Origin of the sequence: Streptantibioticus cattleyicolor NRRL 8057 = DSM 46488 (assembly GCF_000240165.1) — a bacterium.
GTDB classification, from domain to species: domain Bacteria; phylum Actinomycetota; class Actinomycetes; order Streptomycetales; family Streptomycetaceae; genus Streptantibioticus; species Streptantibioticus cattleyicolor.
On record NC_017585.1, the window covers coordinates 1,213,622 to 1,235,498 of the forward strand.

Sequence of the window (21,877 nt, forward strand, 5' to 3'; positions counted from 1 at the left end):
GCAGCGGGTACGCTGCCTGTCATGCGTGCCGACAAGCCCGAGCCCGAGCAGGCGAAGTCCCAACCGGCGGAGAACGACGCCCCGTTGGGCGCGGACATGGAGCCGTGGTGGGCCGGACTCGGGCCGGTCGCCGCCGTGCTGCTCATCGTGGTCGGCGTCGCCCTGCTGGTGTGGCTCCACCTCACCTCGTCCGACACCCCGGGCGACGGCGCCGTCACCGGCTACCAGATCTCCAGGCTCGTGGTGATCGGCATGGTGGTCGCCGGTGGCGGGATCCTCGCCCGCCACCGTGCCAGGAACGCCAAGCGGGCCGCGCCGCACGGGGCCGACGAGGACTGAGGACCCCGTAGGCGCCCCGACCGCCCGGCGCGGCGCCGGGGTCAGTCCTCCTTGCCCATGACCTTGCGGACCGCGTCGCGGGTGCGGTCCATCAGGGCGGCGAACGGGCCGACGGTGAGGTTGGCGGCCATCGACTCCACACCCGGGTGGGGATGGGTGGGCGCCATCTTCTCGGCGGCCCGCACCGCCTTGGCCATCCGGGCCAGCCGGTCGGCCGGCATCCCCTCGCTCAGCAGCGGGAACTCCAGCCGCTCCTCGGCGTCCGCGTGGTCGAGCACGGCCTGCCGCAGGGCGGTCAACTGCGGCGCGAAGTCCGGGTCGTCGATGTCCATGCGGTCGAGCCTGCTGAGCATCTCCTTGGCCGACCGTTCTTCCACCAGTCGGGCGTCGACCACCTGGGGGCCCTGCTCGAAGGCGCGCCGCGCGGCGGGGTGGACGACCTCCTCCTCGGCCGTCTCGTGCATCGCCAGCATCCGCACCAGCTCCCGGAAGACCACCCGCCGCCGCTCACCGGTGGCCGACGTCATCTCGTCGAACAGCTCCCGGATCCGGACGTGCTGCCGCTTGAGCAGGGTGACGACGTCGTCCTCCGTGCCGGTGTGCTGCGTCATGGCTCATCCCTTCCGTCGCTCGGCTCCTGGGGGGGATACGCGTACCCGCCCGCCGGGGCCGGTACGCCCCGGCAGGGCCGAACGGCTGCCGCCCGCGGGGACCGCCGGTTTTGCCGCCCTGGCAACAACCCTCGCGGCCGGCGCCGGCCACCGCGCATGATCGGCGGCAGGTCGACGGCTCCCCGGCCGCGACCCGAACCGACCTGGAGGACCCCATGGCGCACCCCGTGGCCACCGAACCCGTACACCGTCTCGTCCCCTCCCCGGCCGGCCGGATCCACCTGGTCGAACAGGGCCGTGGACCGCTGGTGCTGCTGGTGCACGGGTTCCCCGAGTCCTGGTACTCCTGGCGCCACCAGCTGCCGGTGCTGGCGGCGGCCGGATACCGGGCGGTCGCCGTCGACGTCCGCGGGTACGGCCGCTCGTCCCGGCCGGAGGGGGCCGACGCCTACCGGCTGCTGGAACTGGTCGAGGACAACGTCGCCGTGGTGCGGGCGCTCGGCGAGGAATCCGCGGTGATCGTCGGCCACGACTGGGGTTCGACCATCGCCGCCACCTCCGCGCTGGTCCGGCCCGAGGTGTTCCGCGCGGTGGGCCTGCTGAGCGTGGCCTACGCCCCGCCCGGCGGGCCGCGTCCCAGCGAGGTCTTCGCGGGGACGCCCGGCCCGGAGGAGTTCTACGTCTCGTACTTCCAGCAGCCGGGGCGCGCCGAGGCGGAGATCGAACCCGATGTACGCGGCTGGCTGGCCGGTTTCTACGCGGCGCTCTCCGCCGACACCATGCCCGGCGCCGACGCCCCGGACCCCCATTTCGTCGCCCCCGGCGGCACGTTGCGCGAGCGCTTCCCGTCCGGCCGGCGGCCCGGCTGGCTCGGCGAGGCCGAACTCGACGTCTACGCCGCGGAGTTCGAGCGCACCGGGCTGACCGGGGCGCTGGGCCGCTACCGCGCCATGGACCGCGACTGGGCCGACCTCGCCCCCTACAACGGCGCCCCCGTCACCTGCCCGTCGCTCTTCGTCGGCGGCGCGCTGGACGCCTCCACCACCTGGCTGGCCGACGCCATCGCCGCCTACCCCACCACGCTGCCGGCCCTCCACGGCTCCCATCTGCTCGACGGCTGCGGCCACTGGATCCAGCAGGAACGGCCCGAGACCGTGAACCGCCTGCTGACCGAATGGCTCGCCGCGCTGCCGTCCTGACCGGCGGCCCGTGACCGGGATCACGGGCCGGAGGGGTGATCACCTTGTGTGGTACGGTTACCGGTCTCCTTCGACGCCGTCCAGGGCCTCGAGGGCCCGCAGACCGAGAACATCGTCCCGGTCTGAACCGACGACGTCCACCGCGCAGCCGCGGGTCCGCACCGTGACGGGTGCGGACCGCGACCTCGCCCGACCGCGAGGTCCGGGACGCCGAGGAACCCCCGCCCGACGACGGCGGTTCCGTGGTGTCCGGCGCGCCCAGGAAGGTAATCCCCCATGCCCCGATCCGAACCCCCCACCCGCAAGCGCCCGGGCCGTTCCCGTGGCGGCTCCGGCGCGCGCCGCGCCGGCCGGCCGCAGGCCGCCCCCGCCGCGCCGCAACGGGAGTTCGCGCTGCCGGAAACCGTCACGCCCGCGCTGCCCGCCGCCGACGCCTTCGACGCGCTCGACATGCCGGCCGTGCTCGTCAAGACGCTGGCGGAGCAAGGGGTGACCGAGCCCTTCCCGATCCAGGCGGCCACGCTGCCCAACGCGCTCGCCGGCCGCGACATCCTGGGCCGCGGGCGCACCGGCTCCGGCAAGACCCTCGCCTTCGGGCTGGCGCTCCTCGCCCGGCTCGCCGGACGCCGGGCCGAGCCGAAGGCACCGCTCGCCCTGGTGCTGGTGCCCACCCGGGAGCTGGCCCAGCAGGTCACCACCGCCCTCACCCCGTACGCGGCGGCCGTCGGGCTGCGCCTGGCCACCGTCGTCGGCGGCCTGTCCATCGGCCGGCAGGCCGACGCGCTGCGGCGCGGCGCCGAGGTGCTGGTGGCGACCCCCGGGCGGCTGCACGACCTGATACAGCGCGGCGACTGCTTGCTGGGCCGGGTCTCGGTCACCGTGCTCGACGAGGCCGACCAGATGGCCGACATGGGCTTCCTGCCGCAGGTCACCGCGCTGCTCGACCAGGTCGCGCCGGACGGGCAGCGGCTGCTGTTCTCCGCCACGCTGGACCGGAACATCGACCGCCTGGTGCGCGGCTACCTGTCCGACCCCGTGGTGCACTCCGTCGACCCGTCCGCGGGCGCGGTGACCACCATGGAGCACCATGTGCTGCACGTCATGGACGAGACCGACAAGAAGGCCGTGGCCGTGCGCATCGCGGCCCGCGACGGCCGGGTGATCATGTTCGTGGACACCAAGCGCGGCGCCGACCGCTTCGCCAAGCGCCTGCTGTCCAACGGCGTCCGCGCCGCCGCCCTGCACGGCGGACGCACCCAGCCGCAACGCACCCGTACCCTCGACCAGTTCAAGAACGGACAGGTCACCGCGCTGGTGGCGACCAACGTGGCGGCCCGCGGCATCCATGTCGACGACCTCGACCTGGTGGTCAACGTCGACCCGCCCACCGACCACAAGGACTACCTCCACCGCGGCGGGCGCACCGCCCGCGCCGGGGCCACCGGCAGCGTGGTGACGCTGGTGCTGCCCGAGCAGAAGAAGGAGATGGCCCAGCTGATGTCGGACGCGGGGATCCGTCCCCGTACCACCCGGATCAGCTCCGGCGACCCGGAACTGGCGCGGCTGACCGGGGCCCGCGAGCCGTCCGGGGTGGCCGTCACCGTCGAGGCGCCGCCGGCCGAGCGGCCCGCCCCGCGGCAGCGGGCGAAGGCGAAGAGCCCGGCCCGGGCCAAGCCGGCCACCGGGACCCGGCCCGAGGGGCGGCAGCCGCGTACCGACGCCGCCGCCGGGAACGGCGCCGGGGCCGGCCGCTCCGGCGGCGGGCGTTCCGGTGCCCGCCGACGCCCCCGCCGTCCGGCGCGTCCCGCCAACTGAACGCGGAAACGGCCCGGGGCCCGCACCTGTCAGGTGCGGGCCCCGGGCCGTGCCGTGCCGGAGGTCAGGCGGGCATGATGTTCTCGGCCTGCGGGCCCTTCTGGCCCTGCGTGACGTCGAAGGTCACCTTCTGGCCTTCCTGGAGCTCACGGAAGCCCTGGGTGATGATGTTGGAGTAGTGGGCGAAGACGTCGGCGCCGCCGCCGTCCTGCGCGATGAAGCCGTAGCCCTTTTCCGAGTTGAACCACTTCACGATGCCGCTGGCCATGTCGATCTCCTGGGGAAAGTTGGCGAAGCCCGCACTGTGCGGGCCCCCGTCGCCGCGATGACCCATCCGGAGTGGCCGGAAAAACAAAATGCGCCGGAGTTTCGTCCGGCGCACATAAAGTCAATGGGTACCAAAACCGCAACCCGTCTATTGTAGCACGCCGGTCACGGCGACGGAGGAAGCCGCTACGGAACGTCGCCGTCCGGGTACCGCGTCGGCCGACGGGGCCGGGGCCGGGGACCGCTATGCATGCGGTGTATACGGAATCAGTACAGTCGGGGGTATGTCCATCGGCCACACCCTTCTCGGTCTCCTGGAGTCCGGCCCGCGCCACGGTTACGACCTCAAGCGCGCCTTCGACGAAAAGTTCGGCCACGACCGTGCGCTCCCGTACGGCCAGGTCTACGCGACCATGTCCCGCCTGCTCAAGAACGGGCTCGTCGAAGTCGACGGCATCGAGCAGGGCTCCGGCCCCGACCGCAAGCGGTACGCGATCACCGCGGCCGGCGTCACCGACGTCGAGCAGTGGCTGGCCCAGCCCGAGAAACCCGAGCCGTACCTCCAGTCCACCCTGTACACCAAGGTCGTCCTGGCGCTGCTCACCGGCCGTGACGCCACCGAACTGCTGGACGTGCAGCGCTCCGAGCACCTGCGGCTGATGCGCGACCTGACCCGCCGCAAGAGCACCGGGGACCTGGCCGACCAACTCATCTGCGACCACGCCCTGTTCCACCTCGAAGCCGATCTGCGCTGGCTGGAGCTGACCGCCGCCCGCCTCGACCAACTCGCCACGGCGGTGCGCGGATGACCGCCGGCGAACCGCTCCTGCTCGCCTCCGGGCTGCGCAAGTCCTTCGGCCCCACCGTCGCCCTCGACGGCGCCGGCATCGCCATCGGCGCCGGTGAGGTGGTGGCCGTCATGGGGCCCTCCGGCTCCGGGAAGTCCACGCTGCTGCACTGCCTGGCCGGGATCGTGCGCCCGGACGCCGGTACCGTCCGCTACGCCGGCCGCGAGCTGTCCGCGCTGCCCGACCGCGAACGCAGCGCGCTGCGCCGCCGGGACTTCGGCTTCGTCTTCCAGTTCGGCCAGCTCGTCCCCGAGCTGACCTGCCTGGAGAACGTGGCGCTGCCGCTGCGGCTGACCGGCGTGCGCCGCAAGGAGGCCCGCGACCGCGCGCTCGCCTGGCTGGAGCGGCTGGAGGTCACCGAGGTGGCCGGCCAGCGCCCCGGCGAGGTCTCCGGCGGCCAGGGACAGCGCGTCGCCGTCGCCCGCGCCCTGGTCACCCGGGCCCGCGTGGTCTTCGCCGACGAACCCACCGGCGCCCTCGACTCGCTCAACGGGGAACGCGTCCTGCAACTGCTCACCGGGGCCGCCCGCGAGACCGGCGCCGCCGTCGTCCTCGTCACCCACGAGGCACGGGTGGCCGCCTACTGCGACCGCGAGGTGGTCGTACGGGACGGCCGCCCCCGCGACCTGGCGGCGGTGACATGACCGGCCCCGGCACCGCCCGCGGCGGCCCGGGGCGGCTCTCCGGCTGGGCCCGCGACCTGGGCCTGGGCATCCGGATCGCCGCCACCGGAGGACGCCAGGGACGGCTGCGCACCGCGCTGACCGCGATCGGCGTCGGCCTGGGCGTGGCGCTGCTGCTCGCCGCCGCCTCCATACCGTCCCTGCTCGACGGCCGGCAGCAGCGGGACGCCGCCCGCTCGCTCACCGCGCCGGACGGCGGCCACCGGCCCGTGCACCGCTCGGACCACTCCTTCGTCCACGCCACCGTCGACACCACCTTCCGCGGCGACGCCGTCGGCGGCACGCTGCTGCGCCCCGACGGCCCGCACGCCCCCGCGCCGCCGGGCGTGGCCACCTACCCCGGTCCCGGCCGGATGGTCGTCTCGCCCGCCCTCGCCGCCCTGCTGAAGTCCCCCGAGGGCGCGCTGCTGCGCGGCAGGCTGCCCTACCGCACGGTCGGCACCATCGCCCGGGACGGTCTGCTCGGCCCCGGCGAACTGCGCTACTACGCGGGCAGCGCCACGCTCACCACCGCCAACGGCGGCCATCGCGCCGACCACTTCGGACCGGGCACCGCCGGTGTCCCGCCCGAGCCGGTGAACCCGGTGCTCAGGCTCGTGGTCGCGGTCGCCTTCGTGGTGCTGCTGCTGCCGGTGGCGGTCTTCATCGCCACCGCCGCCCGCTTCGGCGGCGACCGGCGCGACCGGCGGCTGGCCGCGCTGCGGCTGGTCGGCGCCGACCGGGGCACCACCCACCGGATCGCGGCCGGCGAAGTGCTCTTCGGCGCGGTCGCCGGGCTGGTGGTGGGCGCGCTCCTGTTCCTGGCGGCCCGCCCGTTCGCCGGATCCGTCACCATCTGGAACGTCGACGTCTTCCCCGCCGACGTCACCCCGTCCCCGGGGCTCGCCGTGCTGGTGGCCCTCGCGGTGCCGGTGTGTGCCGTCGGGGTCACCCTGCTGGCGTTGCGCGGTGTGGTCATCGAGCCGCTGGGCGTCGTACGGGGCGGGGCGGCGCGGCGGCGGCGCCTGTGGTGGCGGGTCGCGCTGCCGCCGCTCGGGCTGGCGCTGCTGCTCCCCGCGATGACCGGCGGCGCGCTGGACGACCCGGTCCACGCCTACCAGGCCGCGGCCGGCGCCCTGCTGGTGCTGCTGGGGCTGGCCGCGTTGCTGCCCTGGCTGGTCGGGGCCGTGGTGGCGCGGCTGGGCCGGGGCCCGGTCTCCTGGCAGCTGGCCGTCCGCGGGCTCCAGGCCGACGGCGGCGCCGCCGCCCGTACGGTCGGCGGCATCACCGTCGCGGTGGCCGGCGCCATCGCGCTGCAGATGCTCTTCGGCGCGATCCAGGCCGACTTCACCCGGATGACCGGCAAGGACTCCGACCGCGCCCAGCTCACCGCGACCGCGACCGCCACCGGCCGCGACGACGCCCGGCGGATGGCCGACCGGTTCGCCGCCACCACGGGGGTGCGCCAGGTGGCCGCCACCCTGGAAGCCTGGGCCCGCCGCCCCGGCCCGCCGCGCGACGGGGAGACCTTCGCGCCGATCACCTCCTTCTCGGTCGGCGACTGCGCGACGCTGGTCCGGCTGGCCGCCGTCCGCTCCTGCCGCGACGGCGAGGTGTTCACCGTGCTCACCGGGGACGACCGGGAACAGGACGCCTACGTCCGCCGCACCGCCCGGCCCGGCGCCGACGTCCTGCTCGGCGGGGACGACGACGCGCGGGGCCGACGCTGGCGGCTGCCCGCCGGCACCCGTACCGTCGTCGCCCGCCCCGACCCGCACGGGGAGAAGCACTTCGGGATCTTCGCCACCCCGGGCGCCGTCCGCTCGGTGCCGCTGCCCGAGATGCGGGCGCAGGCCGTGATCGAGGTGGACCCGCGGCTGCCGGACGCCGCCGAGTACGTGCGCAACACGGCCGCGCGGATCAGCCCGATGATCCGGATCGGCACCGTGGAGGACACCGAACGCGACAAGCGGTACACCAGCGTGCGCCACGGGGTGTTCGCCGCCGCGACGGCCACCATGATGCTGATCGCGGCCGGTCTGCTCGTCGCCGTGCTGGAGCAACTGCGGGAACGCAAGCGGCAGTTGGCCGTCCTGGTCGCCTTCGGCATCCGCCGCGGCACGCTCGGCTGGTCGGTGCTGTGGCAGACCGCGGTGCCGGTGGTGCTCGGCCTCGCCCTGGCCACCGCGGGCGGGATGGGGCTGGGCGCCGTGCTGCTGCGGGTGGTCCGCGAGCCGGTGGCCGACTGGTGGGTCTTCGCGCCGATGAGCGGGGTGGGCGCGGTGGTCGTCGCGCTGGTCACGCTGGTGAGCCTGCCGGTGTTGTGGCGGGTGATGCGTCCGGACGGGCTGCGCACGGAGTGACCCCGGCCGGGACGTCCTTCCCTTCCGGCACGGTGCCCGGAGATGATGGCGGCGCAGGGCCCGACCGGCGGGCCCGCACCGGAGAACGGCAGGCGGGAGGCGGGAGTGACGCAGTCGCGGCAGGACACCGTGGTGCACACCTACGGTGACGACGCGCTCGGGGAGCACGACGCGGTGGGCCTGGCCCGGCTGATCCGCCGGCGGGAGATCTCCGCGGCCGAGGCACACCGGGCCGCGGCCGACCGGGTGCGCCGCGCCGCCGCCCGGCTGGACGCCGTCGAGGTGTACGCGGACGAGCACACCGCCACCGAGCGCGACGGTGTCTTCGCCGGGGTCCCCAGCCTCGTCAAGGACAACACCGACTACCAGGGGCTGCCCACCGGCCACGGCAGCGCCGCCTTCACCGCCCGCCCGGCCCGGCGCCACGCCCCGTTCACCCGGCAGTTCCTCAGCACCGGGGTGACGGTCCTGGGCAAGACCCGGTTGCCGGAGTTCGGCTTCAACGCCACCACCGAGTACGAGGACGCGCCGCCGGTGCGCAACCCGTGGCACACCGGTTTCTCCTCCGGCGGCTCCTCCGGCGGCAGCGCCGCGCTGGTGGCCTCCGGCGCCGTGCCGATCGCCCACGCCAACGACGGCGGCGGTTCCATCCGCATCCCGGCCGCCTGCTGCGGGCTGGTCGGGCTCAAGGCGACCCGGGGCCGGGTGATCCCCAACGCCGACGGCCGTACGCTGCCGATCAACCTCATCAGCGACGGGGTCCTCAGCCGTTCCGTGCGGGACACCGCCGCCTTCTTCGCCGCCGCCGAACGCTACTGGCGCAACCCGAAGCTGCCGCCGCTGGGCCTCGTCGAGGGCCCCGCCGAGCGGCGGATGCGGATCGGGCTCCTGCTCGAATCGCCCTCCGGCGTCCCCACCGACGCCGCCACCCGGGCCGCCGTCACCGACGCGGCGACCGCGCTGGAGAAGATGGGCCACACCGTGGAACTGGTGGCCATCGGGCTGGACGGCCGCTTCGCGCAGGACTTCATCACCTACTGGGGCATGCTGTCGTTCCTGGCCGGTGCCTTCGGCAAGCGGCTGGACCGGGGCTTCGACCGGCGCCGCATGGACGGCCTGAGCCAGGGGCTGCGCGCCCACTACCTGCGCAACCTGCGCGCCACCCCCGACGTGCTGCGCAGGCTGCGGCGCTCCCGGGACGCCTACGCCGCCGCCCACCGCGGCCTGGACGCCGTCCTCTCCCCGGTCCTCGCCCACACCACCCCGCCGCTGGGCAGGCTCAGCCCCGACGTCCCCTACGCGACCTTGATCGAACGCCTCAGCTCCTACGTCGCCTTCACCCCGCTGGACAACGTGGTGGGCACCCCGTCCATCTCCCTCCCGGCCCGCACCACGACCGCCGACGGCCTCCCCGTCGGCCTGATGTTCTCCGCCCGCCCCGGCGCCGAACGCACCCTGCTGGAGCTCGCCTTCGCCTGGGAGGCGGAGCACCCCTGGCCGCTGGTGCCGGCCCCGCGCTGAACGGTCCGGACGCCGGACGGCACGCCCGTCCGGCGTTCCTTGGCTTTCGCGTGGCTAGATTGCTAGCATGCTCGCGTGGGTGATGAGGACGTCAAGCAGTTCAACGTGTATCTGCCGATCGGGCTGATCAAACAGGTCAAGCACCGTGCCGTCGAAGCGGAGCTGTCGTTGTCGGCGCTGGTGGCCGAGGCGCTGCGCGCGTACCTCGACGACACCCGACCGCAACGGCGGCGACCGCCGGGGAACGAGGAGTGAGCATGACGACCGAGGGCATCGAGGCGGTCTTCCTGGAGACCCACAACTGGGGGAAGGCGGCCAAGTTCTACCAAGGGCTCGGCTACCAGCTGGACTTCGCCACCGACCACAACTCCGGGCAGCTGCGCAACGGCGACGGCCCCTACCTGTTCATCGCCGAGGTGCCGGCGGACCGGGAACCGCGGACGCTGATGGTGCTGAAGGTCTCCGACGAGGAGGCGTTCCGCCCCGGCCCCGGCATCGAGGTGGTCTCCCCGTTCGAGGACACCCACTACGGCACCCGGGAGGCCACCGTCCGCGACCCCGACGGGCGGCTGTGGATCGTCCAGGCACCGGGCAGGAACTGACCACGAAAGGCACGGCCATGCCGGAACAGCACACCGAGATCCCCGACAACACGGCGGTACGGGTCGCCCTGTGGCGGGCGCTGCACATCGAGGCCGATCCGCCGCCGCACGTCCTGACGGACGAGGTCGGGCTGCGGCTGGCGGACCCGGGGGACGACTGGCGGCGGCGTCCGGACATGGAGCCGCGCTCCACCGCCCGCTACCGCGCGGGCGTGGTGGCCCGGGCGCGGTTCGTCGAGGACCTCGTCATGGAGCAGGCCGCCCGTGGCGTCGGCCAGTACGTGATCCTGGGGGCCGGCCTGGACACCTTCGCCCAGCGCCGTCCGGACGTCGCCGGACGCCTGCGGGTCTTCGAGGTCGACCAGCCCGCCACCCAGGAGTGGAAGCGCGGCCGGCTGGAGGCGCTGGGGTTGGGTGTGCCCGACCGGCTGCGGCTGGTCCCGGTGGACTTCGAGGCGGGCGATTCCTGGCCGGACCGGCTGGCGGGCGCCGGGTTCGACCCCGGCCGGCCCGCCGTGGTGGCCTCCACCGGGGTCAGCATGTACCTCACCGAGGAGGCCAACGCGGCCACCTTGCGCCAGGTCGCCTCGCTCGCCCCGGGCACCACCTTGGCCATGACGTTCCAGGCGCCGCTGGACCACGTGGTGGAGGAGGACCGCCTGGCACGCCAGGCCGCGCAGGACGGTGCCCGGACGTCGGGTACCCCCTTCATCAGCTTCTTCACCCCGCCGCAGATGCTGGCCATGGCCCGCGACGCCGGGTTCTCCGAGGTCCGCCACGTCTCGGCGGACGTCCTCAACGACCGTTACTTCACCGGGCGGACGGACGGCCTGCACACCTCCAACGCGGAGGAGTTCCTGGTGGCCACCGTCTGAATCTGACGCAACGTCAGTCGAGGACGGCCAGCAGCCGCTCGGCGAACTCCCGGGGACGCTCGGTGGCCCCCACGTGGCCGCCCGGGAACTCGGCGACCTCGGTGCCGAGCAGCTCCGCGAGCCTCGCCACCGGTCCGTACAGGGGGAGTTGACCGCGGGAGTCGCGTCCGGCGGCCGGCACCAGCCGGTCGCCGGCCCGGCGCAGCCCCGCCAGGTCGGGGACGGAGAACGCGAACGGGCACAGCACGCGCTCCAGGAAGACCGGCAGGTTGGCGTGCATGCGCGGCGCCATCTCCCGGATCTCCGGGGCCAGTTCGGTGGCCCGCTCCGCCTCCGCCCCGCCCCCGCCCAGCGCCTCGGCGAAGCGCGCCATGGCCGGGCCGGGACCGTCGGTGCGGCACAACTGCCGTACCTCGGCGAAGAGCGCCTTGTACGGTTCCGGGTCGGGCAGCAGCTCCAGCAGCGGCGGCTCGTGGGCGACCACGGTACGCAGTCGCTCGGGGTGCCGGGCCAGCAGCGCGAGGGCGGTGATCGCACCGGAGCTGCAACCGAGCACGCGCACCTCCTCGTCGGGTGCGAGGAGGTCCAGCAGCCGGAAGGCGTCGTCGCTCCACTCCTCGACGCTCTGGTCGGTCAGGGGGCCGTCGAGCCGGCTGCGGGACATCCCGCGCGGGTCGTAGGAGACCACGGTGTAACGGGTGGCGAGGTGCGGCGCCAGGCCCGCGTACAGCCCGGCGTCGGCGGCACCGCCGGGTATCAGCAGCAGCGGCGGACCACTGCCGCGCCGTTCGTGATGGAGGACGGCGCCGGGTACGCGCAGGGTGCCGGTCGTCGGCTCGGTCATCGGGTGCTCCGTAAGTTGTTAGGCGGCCCGGGAGGGCCGGATGTGGCTGATCGGGTCTTGCCAGTCGTGGCTCGAAGGGAGTGGCCGTCCGGTTCTCCGGGGCGCCCTGGCTGCTGATTGAGATGCGCGCGCCTTGCGCGGTCGCTGTTTACGGAGATGACAGCGGGGTGTTCCTCGGGCCGACGGCAGTTCACGCGGAACGAGGAGGGGCGAGTGAGCGAGCGGCGAGCCCAGGTCTGGGCCGGCATCGACGCCGGCAAGGGCCATCACTGGGCGGCGGTGGTCGACGAGAGCGGCCCGACCGTGTGGTCGAAGAAAATCGACAACGACGAGACGGCGATCCTGGCCGCGCTCGGTGAGATCCTCGACCTGGCCGAGAAGGTCCACTGGGCAGTGGACATCTCCGGTACCTCCTCCGCGCTGCTGCTGGCTCTGCTCGCGGCCCACGGCCAGCAGGCCGTCTACGTGCCCGGACGGACCGTCAACCGCATGTCCGGCGCCTACCGGGGCGAGGCCAAGACCGACGCCCGCGACGCCTACGTCATCGCCGAAACCGCCCGTCACCGCCGGGACTTGGCCGCCATCGACGTGCCCGTCCAGCTCGCGGCCCACCTCGCGCTGCTGACCGGCCACCGCACGGACCTGGTCGCCGACCGCGTACGGATGATCAATCGGCTCCGCGACGTGCTGACCGGCATCTTTCCCGCCCTGGAACGAGCCTTCGACTACTCGGCCCACAAGGGCGCCCTGGTCCTGCTGACCGGCTACCAGACCCCGGCCGCGATCCGCCGCCGAGGACGGACCCGCCTGACGGCCTGGCTGGCCAACCGCGGTGTCCGCGGCGCCGACGCGGTGGCCGCCACCGCACTGGAAGCCGCTGAGGCCCAGCACACCGCGCTGCCCGGCGAGGACATCGCCGCAGCGATCGTCGCCGACCTGGCTGCGCAGATCCTGGCCCTGGACGACCGCCTCAAGCGCATCGACAAGCAGATCCGCGACACCTTCCGCGCCCATCCTCAGGCCGAGATCATCGAGTCCCTGCCCGGCATGGGGCCGATCCTCGGGGCGGAGTTCGTCGTCGCGGCGGGCGACCTCACGGCTTACGCCGACGCCGGCCACCTCGCCTCGGCGGCCGGGCTGGTGCCCGTCCCGCGTGACTCGGGCCGGCGGACCGGCAACCTGCACCGGCCCAAGCGCTACAGCCGCCGCCTGCGCAGGGTTTTCTACCTGTCCGCGCAGACCAGCATCATCCGCGAGGGTCCTAACCGGGACTTCTACCTCAAGAAGCGCGGCGAAGGCTGCAAGCACGTCCAGGCGATCATTGCGCTCGCCCGCCGACGGGCCAGCGTCCTGTGGGCACTCCTGCGCGACGGACGGGCCTTCACCTCCGCCCCGCCTGCCGCGCAGGCGGCTTGACTCAGTCATTGAGTGATCCGATCTCCTGACGGCGACTCCCCAAAGGGGAGAAAATCGGGTTACGGCCGTCCGGCTGACGTCGCGGAATCTTGGTGCCACCGGAACCCGACATTGAGTAGGACGCCGGGGACCCGTCGTCAGGCACCCGGAAGTGTTGCTTCGAGCATGTGCATCAGATTCTTTTGCCTGCTTGGTCCCCGCCGGACGGCTGCTGCACAACAGCACACCGCGCGAGGGGAGGACCGGGGCATGGACGTTGTCCACGAACGATGCGCCGGGATCGATATCGGCAAGGCGGACGTGAAGGTCTGCGTCCGCGTTCCAGGGCCGGGCAAACGGCGCCGGAAAGAGGTACGCACCTTCTCCACCATGACCCGTGACCTGCTGGCGATGCGGGACTGGCTGATCGCCGAGGGCATCACCGTGGTCGGCATGGAGGCCACCGGCTCGTACTGGAAGCCGGTGTTCTACCTGCTGGAGAACGACATCGGGACCTGGCTGCTCAACGCCCGGCACATGAAGAACGTCCCCGGCCGCACCGACGTCGCCGATTCCGAGTGGATCTGCAAGATGGTCGAACACGGCCTGGTCCGGCCCTCGTTCGTCCCGCCGCCGGAGATCCGGCAGCTGCGGGACCTGACCCGCTACCGCACCGAGGTCATCCGCGAACGCACCCGCGAGGCCCAGCGGCTGGAGAAGCTTCTCGAAGACGCCGGGATCAAGCTCTCCGCCGTCGTCTCCGACCTGCTGGGCAAGTCGTCCCGCGCGATGCTGGAGGCCCTGATCGCCGGAGAACGCGACCCGCTGGTCCTGGCGGAGATGGCCAAGGCCAGCATGCGAGCCAAACGCGCGGTCCTGGCCCAGGCGCTGACCGGCCGGTTCACCGACCACCACGCGTTCCTGGCCCGCACCATGCTCGACCGCATCGGCGCGGTAACCGCGACCGAGGCCCGGCTGAGCGAGGAGATCACCCGCCAGCTCGCCCCCTTTCGCCGACAGGTCGAGCTGCTGACGACGATCCCGGGCGTCAACGCCAAGTCCGCCGAGGTGATCCTCGCCGAGATCGGCGTGGACATGAGCCGTTTCCCCACGGCTGCCCACCTGGCCTCGTGGGCCGGGATGTGTCCGGGCAACCACGAGTCCGCCGGCAAGCACACCTCCGGCAAGTCCCGCCCCGGCGACCCCTGGCTCAAGGGCGCCCTCGGGCTCGCCGCAACAGCAGCCGCCCGCACCAAGGGCACCTACCTTGCCGCCCGCTACAAACGCATCGCAGTCCGCCGCGGCAAGAAACGCGCACTGGTCGCCATCGGCCACACCATCCTGACCCCGATCTGGCACATGCTCACCAACGACGCCGAATACGCTGAACTCGGAGGCGACTACTTCGTCCAACGAACCGGCCGGGCCAGGCAGACGCGGCGCCTGGTCAGCCAGCTCAACATGCTCGGCTATCAAGTGTCCCTCCAATCAGCGGAAGCGGTCTGACCTGCGGGGGTGGTTGATTTTCGAATCAGACTCCCGTCGGGTTGGGACGGCCAGTGCTCCAGCGTGATGTGCAGCGCTTCGAGCACGCGCGACCAGGACCGCCGTACGTCGCGCGGATGCCCGAAGCCGCCGCCGAGTTCCAGCTGGATGTAGCCGTGGAAGGTGCTGCGCAGCAGGCGGGCGGCGTCGGTGAGGTCGGGGTCGGTGAGGCCGTAGGCGCGCAGCATGCCGTGGGTCAGCTCGACGCTGCGGCGCAGCGCGACCGAACCGGCGATCTCCTCGGGTTCGAGACGTGTCTGGGACGCCGCGTAGCGGCCGGGGTGTTCGAGCGCGTAGTCGCGGTAGGCGTCGGCGAAGGCGATCAGCGCGTCCTTGCCGGCCCGGCCGGCCACCGCCGTGGCGATGCGGTCGGTCAGCTCCTCGCCGGACAGCAGCGCGATCCGGACGCGCAGCTCCCGCAGGTTCTTGATGTGCGAGTACAGACTCGCGTCCTTGACGCCGAACTGCCGGGCGAGCGCCGAGATCGTGACCTTCTCGATCCCGACCTCGTCCGCCATCCGCGCCGCCGCCTCCGTCAGCCGGGCCACCGTCAGTCCTGCCCGCACCATGCCGTCGGCCACCTCCTCAAAGCTAGGGCTCCTAGGATTGAGCCTAGCGTCCCAAGCTTGCGGCTCACACCCGGTCGTAGACGAGCAGCCCGTCCTCGCGCAGCCGCGCACCCGCCGTGACCGGATGCTCCGTGCGGCGGCCGTCGAGCGCCAGGTGGAACACCGGCGTACCGCGCGCGAGCACCGCGAAGTCGGCGATGATCCGCCGATGGCAGCGCCACCACACCGCCTCGCCGCACATCACCGCGGTGTCCACGTCGGCCGCCTGACGCAGCAACTCGTCCATGGCGGCGAGGAATTCGGGGTGGCGGGTGTACCCGGCGTAGCCGCGGAACGAGGCGTTCTCCCAGAAGACGTCCGGGGAGTCGGGGGCCGCCTTGCGGAAGCCGCCGAGGCGTTTGTCCCAGCGGTAGCCGAACCCCGCACGCGGTATCCACCGGGCCAGCTCCTCCCGGCCGGCGTCCGGGTTGCGCCGGCTGCCGGGGGCCGTGCGCACGTCCACCACGGCGGTCACGCCCGCGCCGCGCAGCAGCTCGGTGAGGGCTTCCCGGCCGGCGGTGCCGTGCCCGAACGTCAGCAGCGGCCGAGGCCGGCCGTCGGTCACCGTGGTCTTCGCCATGCCCGGAGTCTGCCGACGCCGCGCCCCCGGACGGCGACGCCCCGCCGCGTGATCTGCCGAACGGGCGCCACCGGAGCGGAAGATGCGCCTCCCCCGCGCGGATGGGAAGGTATGACCGCCCGTACCCGCATCCGAGGAGGCCGCACGGCATGGCCGTCATCCACCAGACCACGCTCAGACCCACCAAGGGCGAACTGCTCACCGCATGGCTGCCCACCCGGCCGTGGTACCGGGGCACCGCGGACGGGCCGCGGCTGGAAGCGGCCGGGGGCTTCCGGCTGGACGACCCGGACGGCGCGGTCGGCATCGAGTTCATCCTGGTCACCGATGTCGCCGGGGCCGAGCCGGTGACCTACCTGGTGCCGCTGTCCTACCGGGGCGCGCCGCTGGACGGGGCCGACCACGCCCTCGTCGGCACCATGGAACACGGCGTGCTCGGGCGGCGCTGGGTCTACGACGGCTGCCACGACCCGGTGGTGGTCGCCCAGTTGCTCGCGCTGATCGAGGGGCGCGCCCAGGCCCAGGACCAGAACGTCAGCGACGCCCCGGACCCCACCGTCGTCCGTGCCTTCACCGGCGATCCGGCCACCCCGGCACGGCCGGCCGGCACCGCCGTCGACGGCGCCGACCACACCGAGGTGCCCACCTCGCCCGGCACGGCGCTGCGCCTGATCCGCGTGGTGCGCCCCGGCACCGAGGCCCCCGCCGCCCTCGGCCACGTCTCCGGCCCCTGGCGCCGCCCGGACGGCGACCGCGTCCAGGGCGTCCTCGCCTACCTGTCCGCCTGACGTGGCGTCAGTCGGCGGGGTGCACCAACTGCCGGACGGCCCGGCCGCCGGCGAGGTCCTCCAGCGCCCGGTCGAGGCCGTCCAACGGCACCGTGCCGGAGTGCAGCCACTCCACCGGCATCGCCCCGGAGCGCCACAGACCGAGGTAACGGGGGATGTCCCGGCGGGGAACCGAATCGCCCATGTACGAGCCGATGAGCGACTTGCCCTCGCCGGCGAAGGCGAGCGCCGGCACCGCACCGAGCGTGCGGTCCGGCGCCGGCAGCCCCACCGGGACCACCCGGCCGCCACAGTCCACCGCGCTCAGGCACCCCCCGATCACCGCGGCGCTGCCGACGGCCTCCACCGCCACTCCGCCCCGCCGACGGTCAGCGAAGGCACCGCCGCCACCGCCTCGTCGGGCGGGAAGGCGTGGTGGGCGCCGAGCCGCAGCGCCGACTCCCGCTTGGCCGCCACCGGGTCCACCGCGACGATCGGCCAGGCCCCGGCCGCCGAGCACCGCCGACAGCCCGACCCCGCCGAGCCCGTACACCACCACCGACTCACCGGGACGCACGGCCGCCGTGTCGACCACCGCGCCCGCCCCGGTCAGCACCGCGCAGCCGAACACGTTGGAGTAGGCGTCGAGGAAGAGACCGCCGAAGACCAGGAACCACACGAACCGCGAGCGGCCGGTGAGTCTTCCCAACGTGTCGACGAGCGCCGCGACGTCACCGACGCCGCGCACCACGGGCTGTTGTGCCATGCGACCTGCCTTCGGGAAAGACCCGTCGGAGGCACGACAGCGTGAAGGGCACGGCGAAGCCACCGACAGGTGGTCCTCGTCTGTGCCTGTCGAACAATGCAACGGACCCTGACGACGGGCCGAGCGGGGCGTCAAGGGTCGACCGCCGGTGACCACACGGTGCCGTCCCCCTCGCCGGACCGCCCGACGGAGCGGAAAGCCGGCGTGAATGCCGGGAAGACCCTGCTGCCGGCCTCAGTCGCCGCGGTGCTCGCGGCGGCCCTGAGCGCCTGAGCGGCGTCCGGCGCCGTTCCCCGCGGAGGCGTCCGCCGGGGCGACGTGGCGCAGCCCGTGGTCGAGGAGCGTGGCGAGCAGGAACAGCGCGCCGGCGCCCAGCATGAACCACGCCAGGTGGTGCAGTCCGCCGGTGCCGGCGTGGTCGCCGAAGGCCGCCGCGGTGGCCGCGGAGGCGATCATCGAGCCGACGTAGGAGAAGGTGCGCAGCAGCCCGGAGGAGGCGCCGACGCGTTCCGGATCGGCCTGGTGGTAGACCGAGTTCTGCAGGGCGAGGCTGTTGAGCCCCTGCGGTATACCGGAGACCAGCCCGACCGCGAGCAGCAGCCACACCGGGCTGCCCGCGCCCAGGGTGAGCAGCAGGCCGCACGCGGCGAGCTGGGCGATCGCGCCGGCCACGAGTTTGCCGCGGACGCCGCTCCGCCGTCCGGTGAGCGTCGTGACCCCGATCGCCGTGAGGAACACCGGCAGTTGGACCAGCCCGGTCTGCGACGGCGTGAGCCCGCGGCCCTCCTCCACCCACTGCGTGAAGCCGTACAGGAAGCAGTAGGAGACCACGTACGCCGGCACGGCGCGGCCGTAGGTGGCCAGCAGCGGTACGTTCCCGGCCAGCACCCGCAGGTCGATGAAGGGTACGGAGGCGCGCAGTTCACGCAGCGCGAAGGCGCCCCCGGCGGCCACGGCGATCACCGGCAGGTACCAGCCGGCCGGACGCGGATCCATCAGGAACAGCAGCGCGGTGACGAGCATGGCGGCGAACAACGCCACGCCGGGCAGGTCGAGTTGGGAGACCACGGACACCGTGCCGGTACGCCGCGGGCCGGTGCGCTTCGGCAGCCGCATAGCGCCGAGCAGCCACGCGGCTGCCGCCAGGGGCACGTTGAGGGCGAAGGTGGCCCGCCAGCCGCCCACCCCGATGAGCAGGCCGCCGAGCGGGGGGCCGATGACGGCGACGGTCTGGTTGGCCGCCGCCAGCACGGTGAGCACCGCGTTGGGGCTGTCGTGGCCGGTGCGCCGGGCCTCGCCGCGCAGCAGGGACATCGCCGCCGGGTAGCCGGCGCAGGTGCCGAGGCCGAGCAGCACGCGGGCCCCGACGAGGGTGGCCAGGTCCGGCGCCAGGGTGCCGGCGACCCCGGCGAGCCCGACCAGCGACGTGCTGATCAGGAAGAGCCGGCGGGGGCCGAAGAGGTCGATGAGGCGGCCGACGACCGGCTGGCCCAGCGCGGTGGCCAGGTAGAGCGCCGAGATCAGCCAGGCGGTCCGGGACGGCGGCGCCCCGAACGCGGCGCCGATGGGCACCAGGGCGACGGCGATGATCGAGGAGTTGACCGGGTTGAGGATCGACCCGATGACCATCGGCGGGACGAGACCGCGGTCGAAGCGGTCCGCCGGGGCGGCGCGGTCGCCGCCGGACGCCGCCCCGGTGGCGGACGGTATCCCTCCGGGGTCGCTCACGGCCGGGTCCCCCGGACGGCGCGGGGCGCCGGCGGCGACACGGTCTCGACGTTCTCGTTCACCCCTCCACGGTAGGTTCGGCACACGACTCTGTCCAGCTCAAGCTGATCAGTTTTAACTGACTAAATGGCTCCGAGTGGGGAGGCCCCGGGGGGCGGCGTGGAGGCGTCGGGGAAGATATGTGTACGAGCCAACATTGCCGGAGTCCGCATGCCACACATCACCGTTGACTACTCAGCCCGCCTGGACGCCGTCTTCGACCGGCGGGCCTTCGTGCGGGAGCTGCACCCGCTCGTCGTGGAGACGGCCGGTTCGCGGGGCGTGTGCAAGACGTTCTTCCGCGCCGCGGCCGAGACGTACGCCGGTGACCTGCCGTCGGCCGAGACCGCCTTCGTCCACGTGGAGATCGGCCTGCTGCCCGGGCGCGGCGACGCGCTCAAGGCCCGGCTCTCCGAGGCCGTGCTCGACCTGCTCGACCGGCACCTGCCCGCCGACCCCGGCGAACGCTGGGCGCACTCGGTGGAGGTCCGCGACCTCGCGCCCTCCTACCGCCTCTCCGACGACCGCCGGGCCGCCCGGCGCCACTCCGCGCCCGCGGCGGCCGGCTGCACGGGATAGGACACCGGCCGCGCGGGCAGGATGAGGACGGTGCCCGGTGTTCCGACGAAGGAGGGCCCGTGCCGCTGTCACGTCCGCGCCGTACGTGGCGCGTCCGCCTCACCCTGCTCGCCGTGTCGGCCCTCGCCGCCACCGCACCCCACGTGCCGGCCTCCAGCCGCGCCGCCCCGGACGGCCCCCCGCGCCCCGCCGCCGTGGTCACCGCCGACAGCCCCCGTCCCGCCGTGGCCTCGCCCCACGACAAACCGGTGTGGCCGGCCCCGGACGGGGAGCCGGAACGGTACAACGCCGGCTCGGCGGAGGGCGGATCCTAGGGCCGTGTCGGCCCGGGTTCGCCCCGCCGCGACGCCCGGCACGGCGCCTCGCGGCGCTGCCGGACCAGCCGAGCAGGCTCAGGGAACAGGCCCCGGGACGCCTCGGGGTCCCCGGCGCGGATCCGGGCACGCGGTGAACGGTCCACGCCGGTGTGCGTCCGTACCCCCGGCCGGGTTCCTGTGACGTGCCGCACCACGCCCCGGGTGGCCGTCAGCCACCGGTGGCGCGGGCGAGGACCGCGGTGAGGTAGCGCCGCACCGCGTCGAGTTCGTCAGGGGTGAACTCCCCGGCGACCTCGACGAGTTGGCCGATGAGCGGGCCGAAGAAGGACCAGCCCAGCTCGACCGCCTCGGGGGTGACCGTCAGCAGGACCCGGCGCCGGTCCCGCCGGTCGCGGTCGCGGCGCACCAGCCCGAGCCGTTCCAGCCGGTCGACCAGGGCCGTCACCCCGGCCGAGTTGAGCCGCAGCGCCTCGCCCAGGCGCCCCGGGGTGACCGCGGTGCCCGCCCGGTCGGCGTCGAGAAGGCGGATGAGCGCCCGCAGATCCGTCGGGTGCAGCCCGTTGCGGGCCGCGAACTCCGCGCCGCGAAGGTCCAGTTCCACGGTGACCGCGCGCAGCAGGTGCACCAGGCGCATGGCGGTGGGGGTGCCGTCGTCGTCACTCACCCGGCTAGTATCTCGATGAGCGAGAAGAACGGTCAACGAGAGATTCAACCGGACGACCTCGAACGGGAGTTGCCGTGCCCGACCCCGCCCAGGAGTTCCACGCCGCCTACGACGCCCTGCTCGCCCGCTGGCCGGCCGGCACCGCCGAGGTGGACGTGGCCACCCCCTACGGCTCCACCCGCGTCCACGCCTACGGCCCCGAGGACGCCACCCCGCTCCTGCTGCTCCACGGCGGCGGCGCCACCGGCACCGTCTGGTACGGCCAGGCGGCGGAGTTGGGCCGCTGCCACCGGGTGCTGGCGGTCGACATCCTCGGCGAGGCCGGCCGCGGCGTCCCCGATGGACGTCCGCTGCGCACCACCGCCGACCTGATGGGGTGGCTCGACGCCCTGCTCGACGGGCTCGGCGTCGCCCGGGTGCGGCTGCTGGGCCACTCCTACGGCGCGTGGGTGGCGCTGACGTACGCGTTGCACGCCCCGGAACGGACCGACCGGCTGGTGCTGCTCGACCCGACGCAGTGCTTCGCCGGGTTCCGTCCGGCCTTCCTGCTGCGCGCGCTGCCGATGCTGGTGCGTCCGACCGTCCCCCGCGCCCTCGCCCTCCTGTCCCGCGAGACGGCCGGCACCGGTGTCGATCCGCAGTGGACGCGGCTGTACGCGCTGGCGGTCGCCGCCTTCCCGGGGCGGCGGCCGGTGACCGGCCGCCGCCCGGACCCCACCGCGCTGCGCTGCCCGCTGCTGGTCCTCCTCGCCGGCCGCAGCGGCACCCACGACGCCGGGAAGGTCGCGGCCCGCGCCCGCGCGGCGGTGCCCCACGCCGACGTGGAGATCCTGACCGGAAGCAGCCACTTCTCACTCCCCACCGCGCTGCCGCCTGCCACCACCCGGCGGATCACCGACTTCCTCGGCGCCGAGGACCGTACGGCCTCCGCCTAGCCACGGGG

Annotated in this window: 24 protein-coding genes; 16 read left to right on the forward strand and 8 right to left on the reverse strand. The window is 73.9% G+C overall.

Annotated features, from left to right (window positions below; genetic code table 11):
* Positions 1–21 precede the first annotated feature (21 nt).
* Complete coding sequence (locus tag SCATT_RS35730; protein WP_014150990.1) at positions 22–339, forward strand: hypothetical protein; 318 nt, start codon at positions 22–24, stop codon at positions 337–339.
* Between the two features lie 41 nt (positions 340–380).
* Here the strand turns inward: SCATT_RS35730 and SCATT_RS33075 are convergent, their stop codons facing one another.
* On the reverse strand, positions 381–950 hold the full coding sequence (locus SCATT_RS33075; protein WP_014150989.1) for a hemerythrin domain-containing protein: 570 nt from the start codon (positions 948–950) through the stop codon (positions 381–383).
* A 215-nt stretch (positions 951–1,165) separates the two neighbouring features.
* Here SCATT_RS33075 and SCATT_RS33080 point away from each other — a divergent pair, with 215 nt between their 5' ends.
* Together SCATT_RS33080 and SCATT_RS33085 are read left to right on the forward strand one after the other, a co-directional pair.
* Complete coding sequence (locus SCATT_RS33080; protein WP_014150988.1) at positions 1,166–2,149, forward strand: alpha/beta fold hydrolase; 984 nt, start codon at positions 1,166–1,168, stop codon at positions 2,147–2,149.
* Between the two features lie 276 nt (positions 2,150–2,425).
* Positions 2,426–3,964 (forward strand): DEAD/DEAH box helicase, encoded by a 1,539-nt coding sequence (locus tag SCATT_RS33085; protein WP_014150987.1) that lies wholly within the window; start codon positions 2,426–2,428, stop codon positions 3,962–3,964.
* A gap of 64 nt (positions 3,965–4,028) precedes the next feature.
* On the opposite strand, the gene SCATT_RS33090 is transcribed toward SCATT_RS33085, so the two are convergent.
* Positions 4,029–4,232, reverse strand: a complete 204-nt coding sequence (locus SCATT_RS33090; protein ID WP_014150986.1) for a cold-shock protein — start codon at positions 4,230–4,232, stop codon at positions 4,029–4,031.
* A 283-nt stretch (positions 4,233–4,515) separates the two neighbouring features.
* Between SCATT_RS33090 and SCATT_RS33095 the strand changes: the two genes are divergently transcribed.
* From SCATT_RS33095 to SCATT_RS33125, 7 genes are all read left to right on the forward strand, one after another.
* Positions 4,516–5,040, forward strand: coding sequence for a PadR family transcriptional regulator (locus tag SCATT_RS33095; protein ID WP_014150985.1), 525 nt, complete (start codon positions 4,516–4,518; stop codon positions 5,038–5,040).
* Positions 5,037–5,723, forward strand: a complete 687-nt coding sequence (locus tag SCATT_RS33100) for an ABC transporter ATP-binding protein (protein ID WP_014150984.1) — start codon at positions 5,037–5,039, stop codon at positions 5,721–5,723. The genes SCATT_RS33095 and SCATT_RS33100 overlap by 4 nt, the downstream gene beginning before the upstream one ends.
* Complete coding sequence (locus SCATT_RS33105; protein WP_014150983.1) at positions 5,720–8,104, forward strand: ABC transporter permease; 2,385 nt, start codon at positions 5,720–5,722, stop codon at positions 8,102–8,104. Before SCATT_RS33100 ends, SCATT_RS33105 begins: the two co-directional genes overlap by 4 nt.
* 105 nt (positions 8,105–8,209) lie before the next feature.
* Entirely contained in the window at positions 8,210–9,625 is a 1,416-nt protein-coding gene (locus tag SCATT_RS33110) for an amidase (RefSeq protein ID WP_014150982.1), read from the forward strand.
* A 75-nt stretch (positions 9,626–9,700) separates the two neighbouring features.
* A complete protein-coding gene (locus SCATT_RS33115) occupies positions 9,701–9,880 on the forward strand; it encodes a hypothetical protein (RefSeq protein WP_014150981.1) in 180 nt (59 codons plus the stop codon).
* Positions 9,881–9,882: 2 nt separating this feature from the next.
* Positions 9,883–10,227: a VOC family protein gene (locus SCATT_RS33120; protein ID WP_014150980.1), complete on the forward strand. Its 345-nt coding sequence runs from the start codon at positions 9,883–9,885 to the stop codon at positions 10,225–10,227.
* A 17-nt stretch (positions 10,228–10,244) separates the two neighbouring features.
* Positions 10,245–11,102: a class I SAM-dependent methyltransferase gene (locus SCATT_RS33125; RefSeq protein WP_014150979.1), complete on the forward strand. Its 858-nt coding sequence runs from the start codon at positions 10,245–10,247 to the stop codon at positions 11,100–11,102.
* Between the two features lie 13 nt (positions 11,103–11,115).
* Here the strand turns inward: SCATT_RS33125 and SCATT_RS33130 are convergent, their stop codons facing one another.
* Positions 11,116–11,946: an alpha/beta fold hydrolase gene (locus SCATT_RS33130; RefSeq protein ID WP_014150978.1), complete on the reverse strand. Its 831-nt coding sequence runs from the start codon at positions 11,944–11,946 to the stop codon at positions 11,116–11,118.
* A 213-nt stretch (positions 11,947–12,159) separates the two neighbouring features.
* Between SCATT_RS33130 and SCATT_RS33135 the strand changes: the two genes are divergently transcribed.
* Positions 12,160–13,362, forward strand: a complete 1,203-nt coding sequence (locus SCATT_RS33135) for an IS110 family RNA-guided transposase (protein WP_014142124.1) — start codon at positions 12,160–12,162, stop codon at positions 13,360–13,362.
* Positions 13,363–13,611: 249 nt separating this feature from the next.
* Complete coding sequence (locus SCATT_RS33140; protein ID WP_014142125.1) at positions 13,612–14,847, forward strand: IS110 family RNA-guided transposase; 1,236 nt, start codon at positions 13,612–13,614, stop codon at positions 14,845–14,847.
* Here SCATT_RS33140 and SCATT_RS33145 read toward each other — a convergent pair.
* Both SCATT_RS33145 and SCATT_RS33150 read right to left on the reverse strand, forming a co-directional pair.
* Positions 14,814–15,455, reverse strand: a complete 642-nt coding sequence (locus SCATT_RS33145) for a TetR/AcrR family transcriptional regulator (RefSeq protein ID WP_014150975.1) — start codon at positions 15,453–15,455, stop codon at positions 14,814–14,816. The genes SCATT_RS33140 and SCATT_RS33145 overlap by 34 nt on opposite strands.
* A 64-nt stretch (positions 15,456–15,519) precedes the next feature.
* Positions 15,520–16,074 carry a DUF488 domain-containing protein gene (locus SCATT_RS33150; RefSeq protein WP_014150974.1) on the reverse strand — a complete coding sequence of 185 codons (555 nt, stop codon included), beginning with the start codon at positions 16,072–16,074 and terminating at the stop codon, positions 15,520–15,522.
* Positions 16,075–16,223: 149 nt separating this feature from the next.
* Between SCATT_RS33150 and SCATT_RS33155 the strand changes: the two genes are divergently transcribed.
* Entirely contained in the window at positions 16,224–16,862 is a 639-nt protein-coding gene (locus SCATT_RS33155; RefSeq protein WP_014150973.1) for a maltokinase N-terminal cap-like domain-containing protein, read from the forward strand.
* 7 nt (positions 16,863–16,869) lie between these two features.
* Here SCATT_RS33155 and SCATT_RS33160 read toward each other — a convergent pair whose 3' ends face one another.
* Both SCATT_RS33160 and SCATT_RS33165 read right to left on the reverse strand, forming a co-directional pair.
* Positions 16,870–17,607, reverse strand: a complete 738-nt coding sequence (locus SCATT_RS33160) for an MDR/zinc-dependent alcohol dehydrogenase-like family protein (protein WP_014150972.1) — start codon at positions 17,605–17,607, stop codon at positions 16,870–16,872.
* Positions 17,608–17,841: 234 nt separating this feature from the next.
* A complete protein-coding gene (locus SCATT_RS33165) occupies positions 17,842–19,335 on the reverse strand; it encodes an MFS transporter (RefSeq protein WP_014150971.1) in 1,494 nt (497 codons plus the stop codon).
* Between the two features lie 210 nt (positions 19,336–19,545).
* Between SCATT_RS33165 and SCATT_RS33170 the strand changes: the two genes are divergently transcribed.
* Positions 19,546–19,953, forward strand: a complete 408-nt coding sequence (locus SCATT_RS33170; protein ID WP_014150970.1) for a 5-carboxymethyl-2-hydroxymuconate Delta-isomerase — start codon at positions 19,546–19,548, stop codon at positions 19,951–19,953.
* A 59-nt stretch (positions 19,954–20,012) separates the two neighbouring features.
* Complete coding sequence (locus SCATT_RS33175; protein ID WP_014150969.1) at positions 20,013–20,267, forward strand: hypothetical protein; 255 nt, start codon at positions 20,013–20,015, stop codon at positions 20,265–20,267.
* Positions 20,268–20,478: 211 nt separating this feature from the next.
* Here the strand turns inward: SCATT_RS33175 and SCATT_RS33180 are convergent, their stop codons facing one another.
* Positions 20,479–20,904, reverse strand: a complete 426-nt coding sequence (locus SCATT_RS33180) for a MarR family winged helix-turn-helix transcriptional regulator (RefSeq protein ID WP_041823894.1) — start codon at positions 20,902–20,904, stop codon at positions 20,479–20,481.
* A gap of 104 nt (positions 20,905–21,008) precedes the next feature.
* Between SCATT_RS33180 and SCATT_RS33185 the strand changes: the two genes are divergently transcribed.
* Positions 21,009–21,869, forward strand: coding sequence for an alpha/beta fold hydrolase (locus SCATT_RS33185; protein WP_014150966.1), 861 nt, complete (start codon positions 21,009–21,011; stop codon positions 21,867–21,869).
* Positions 21,870–21,877: the final 8 nt, after the last annotated feature.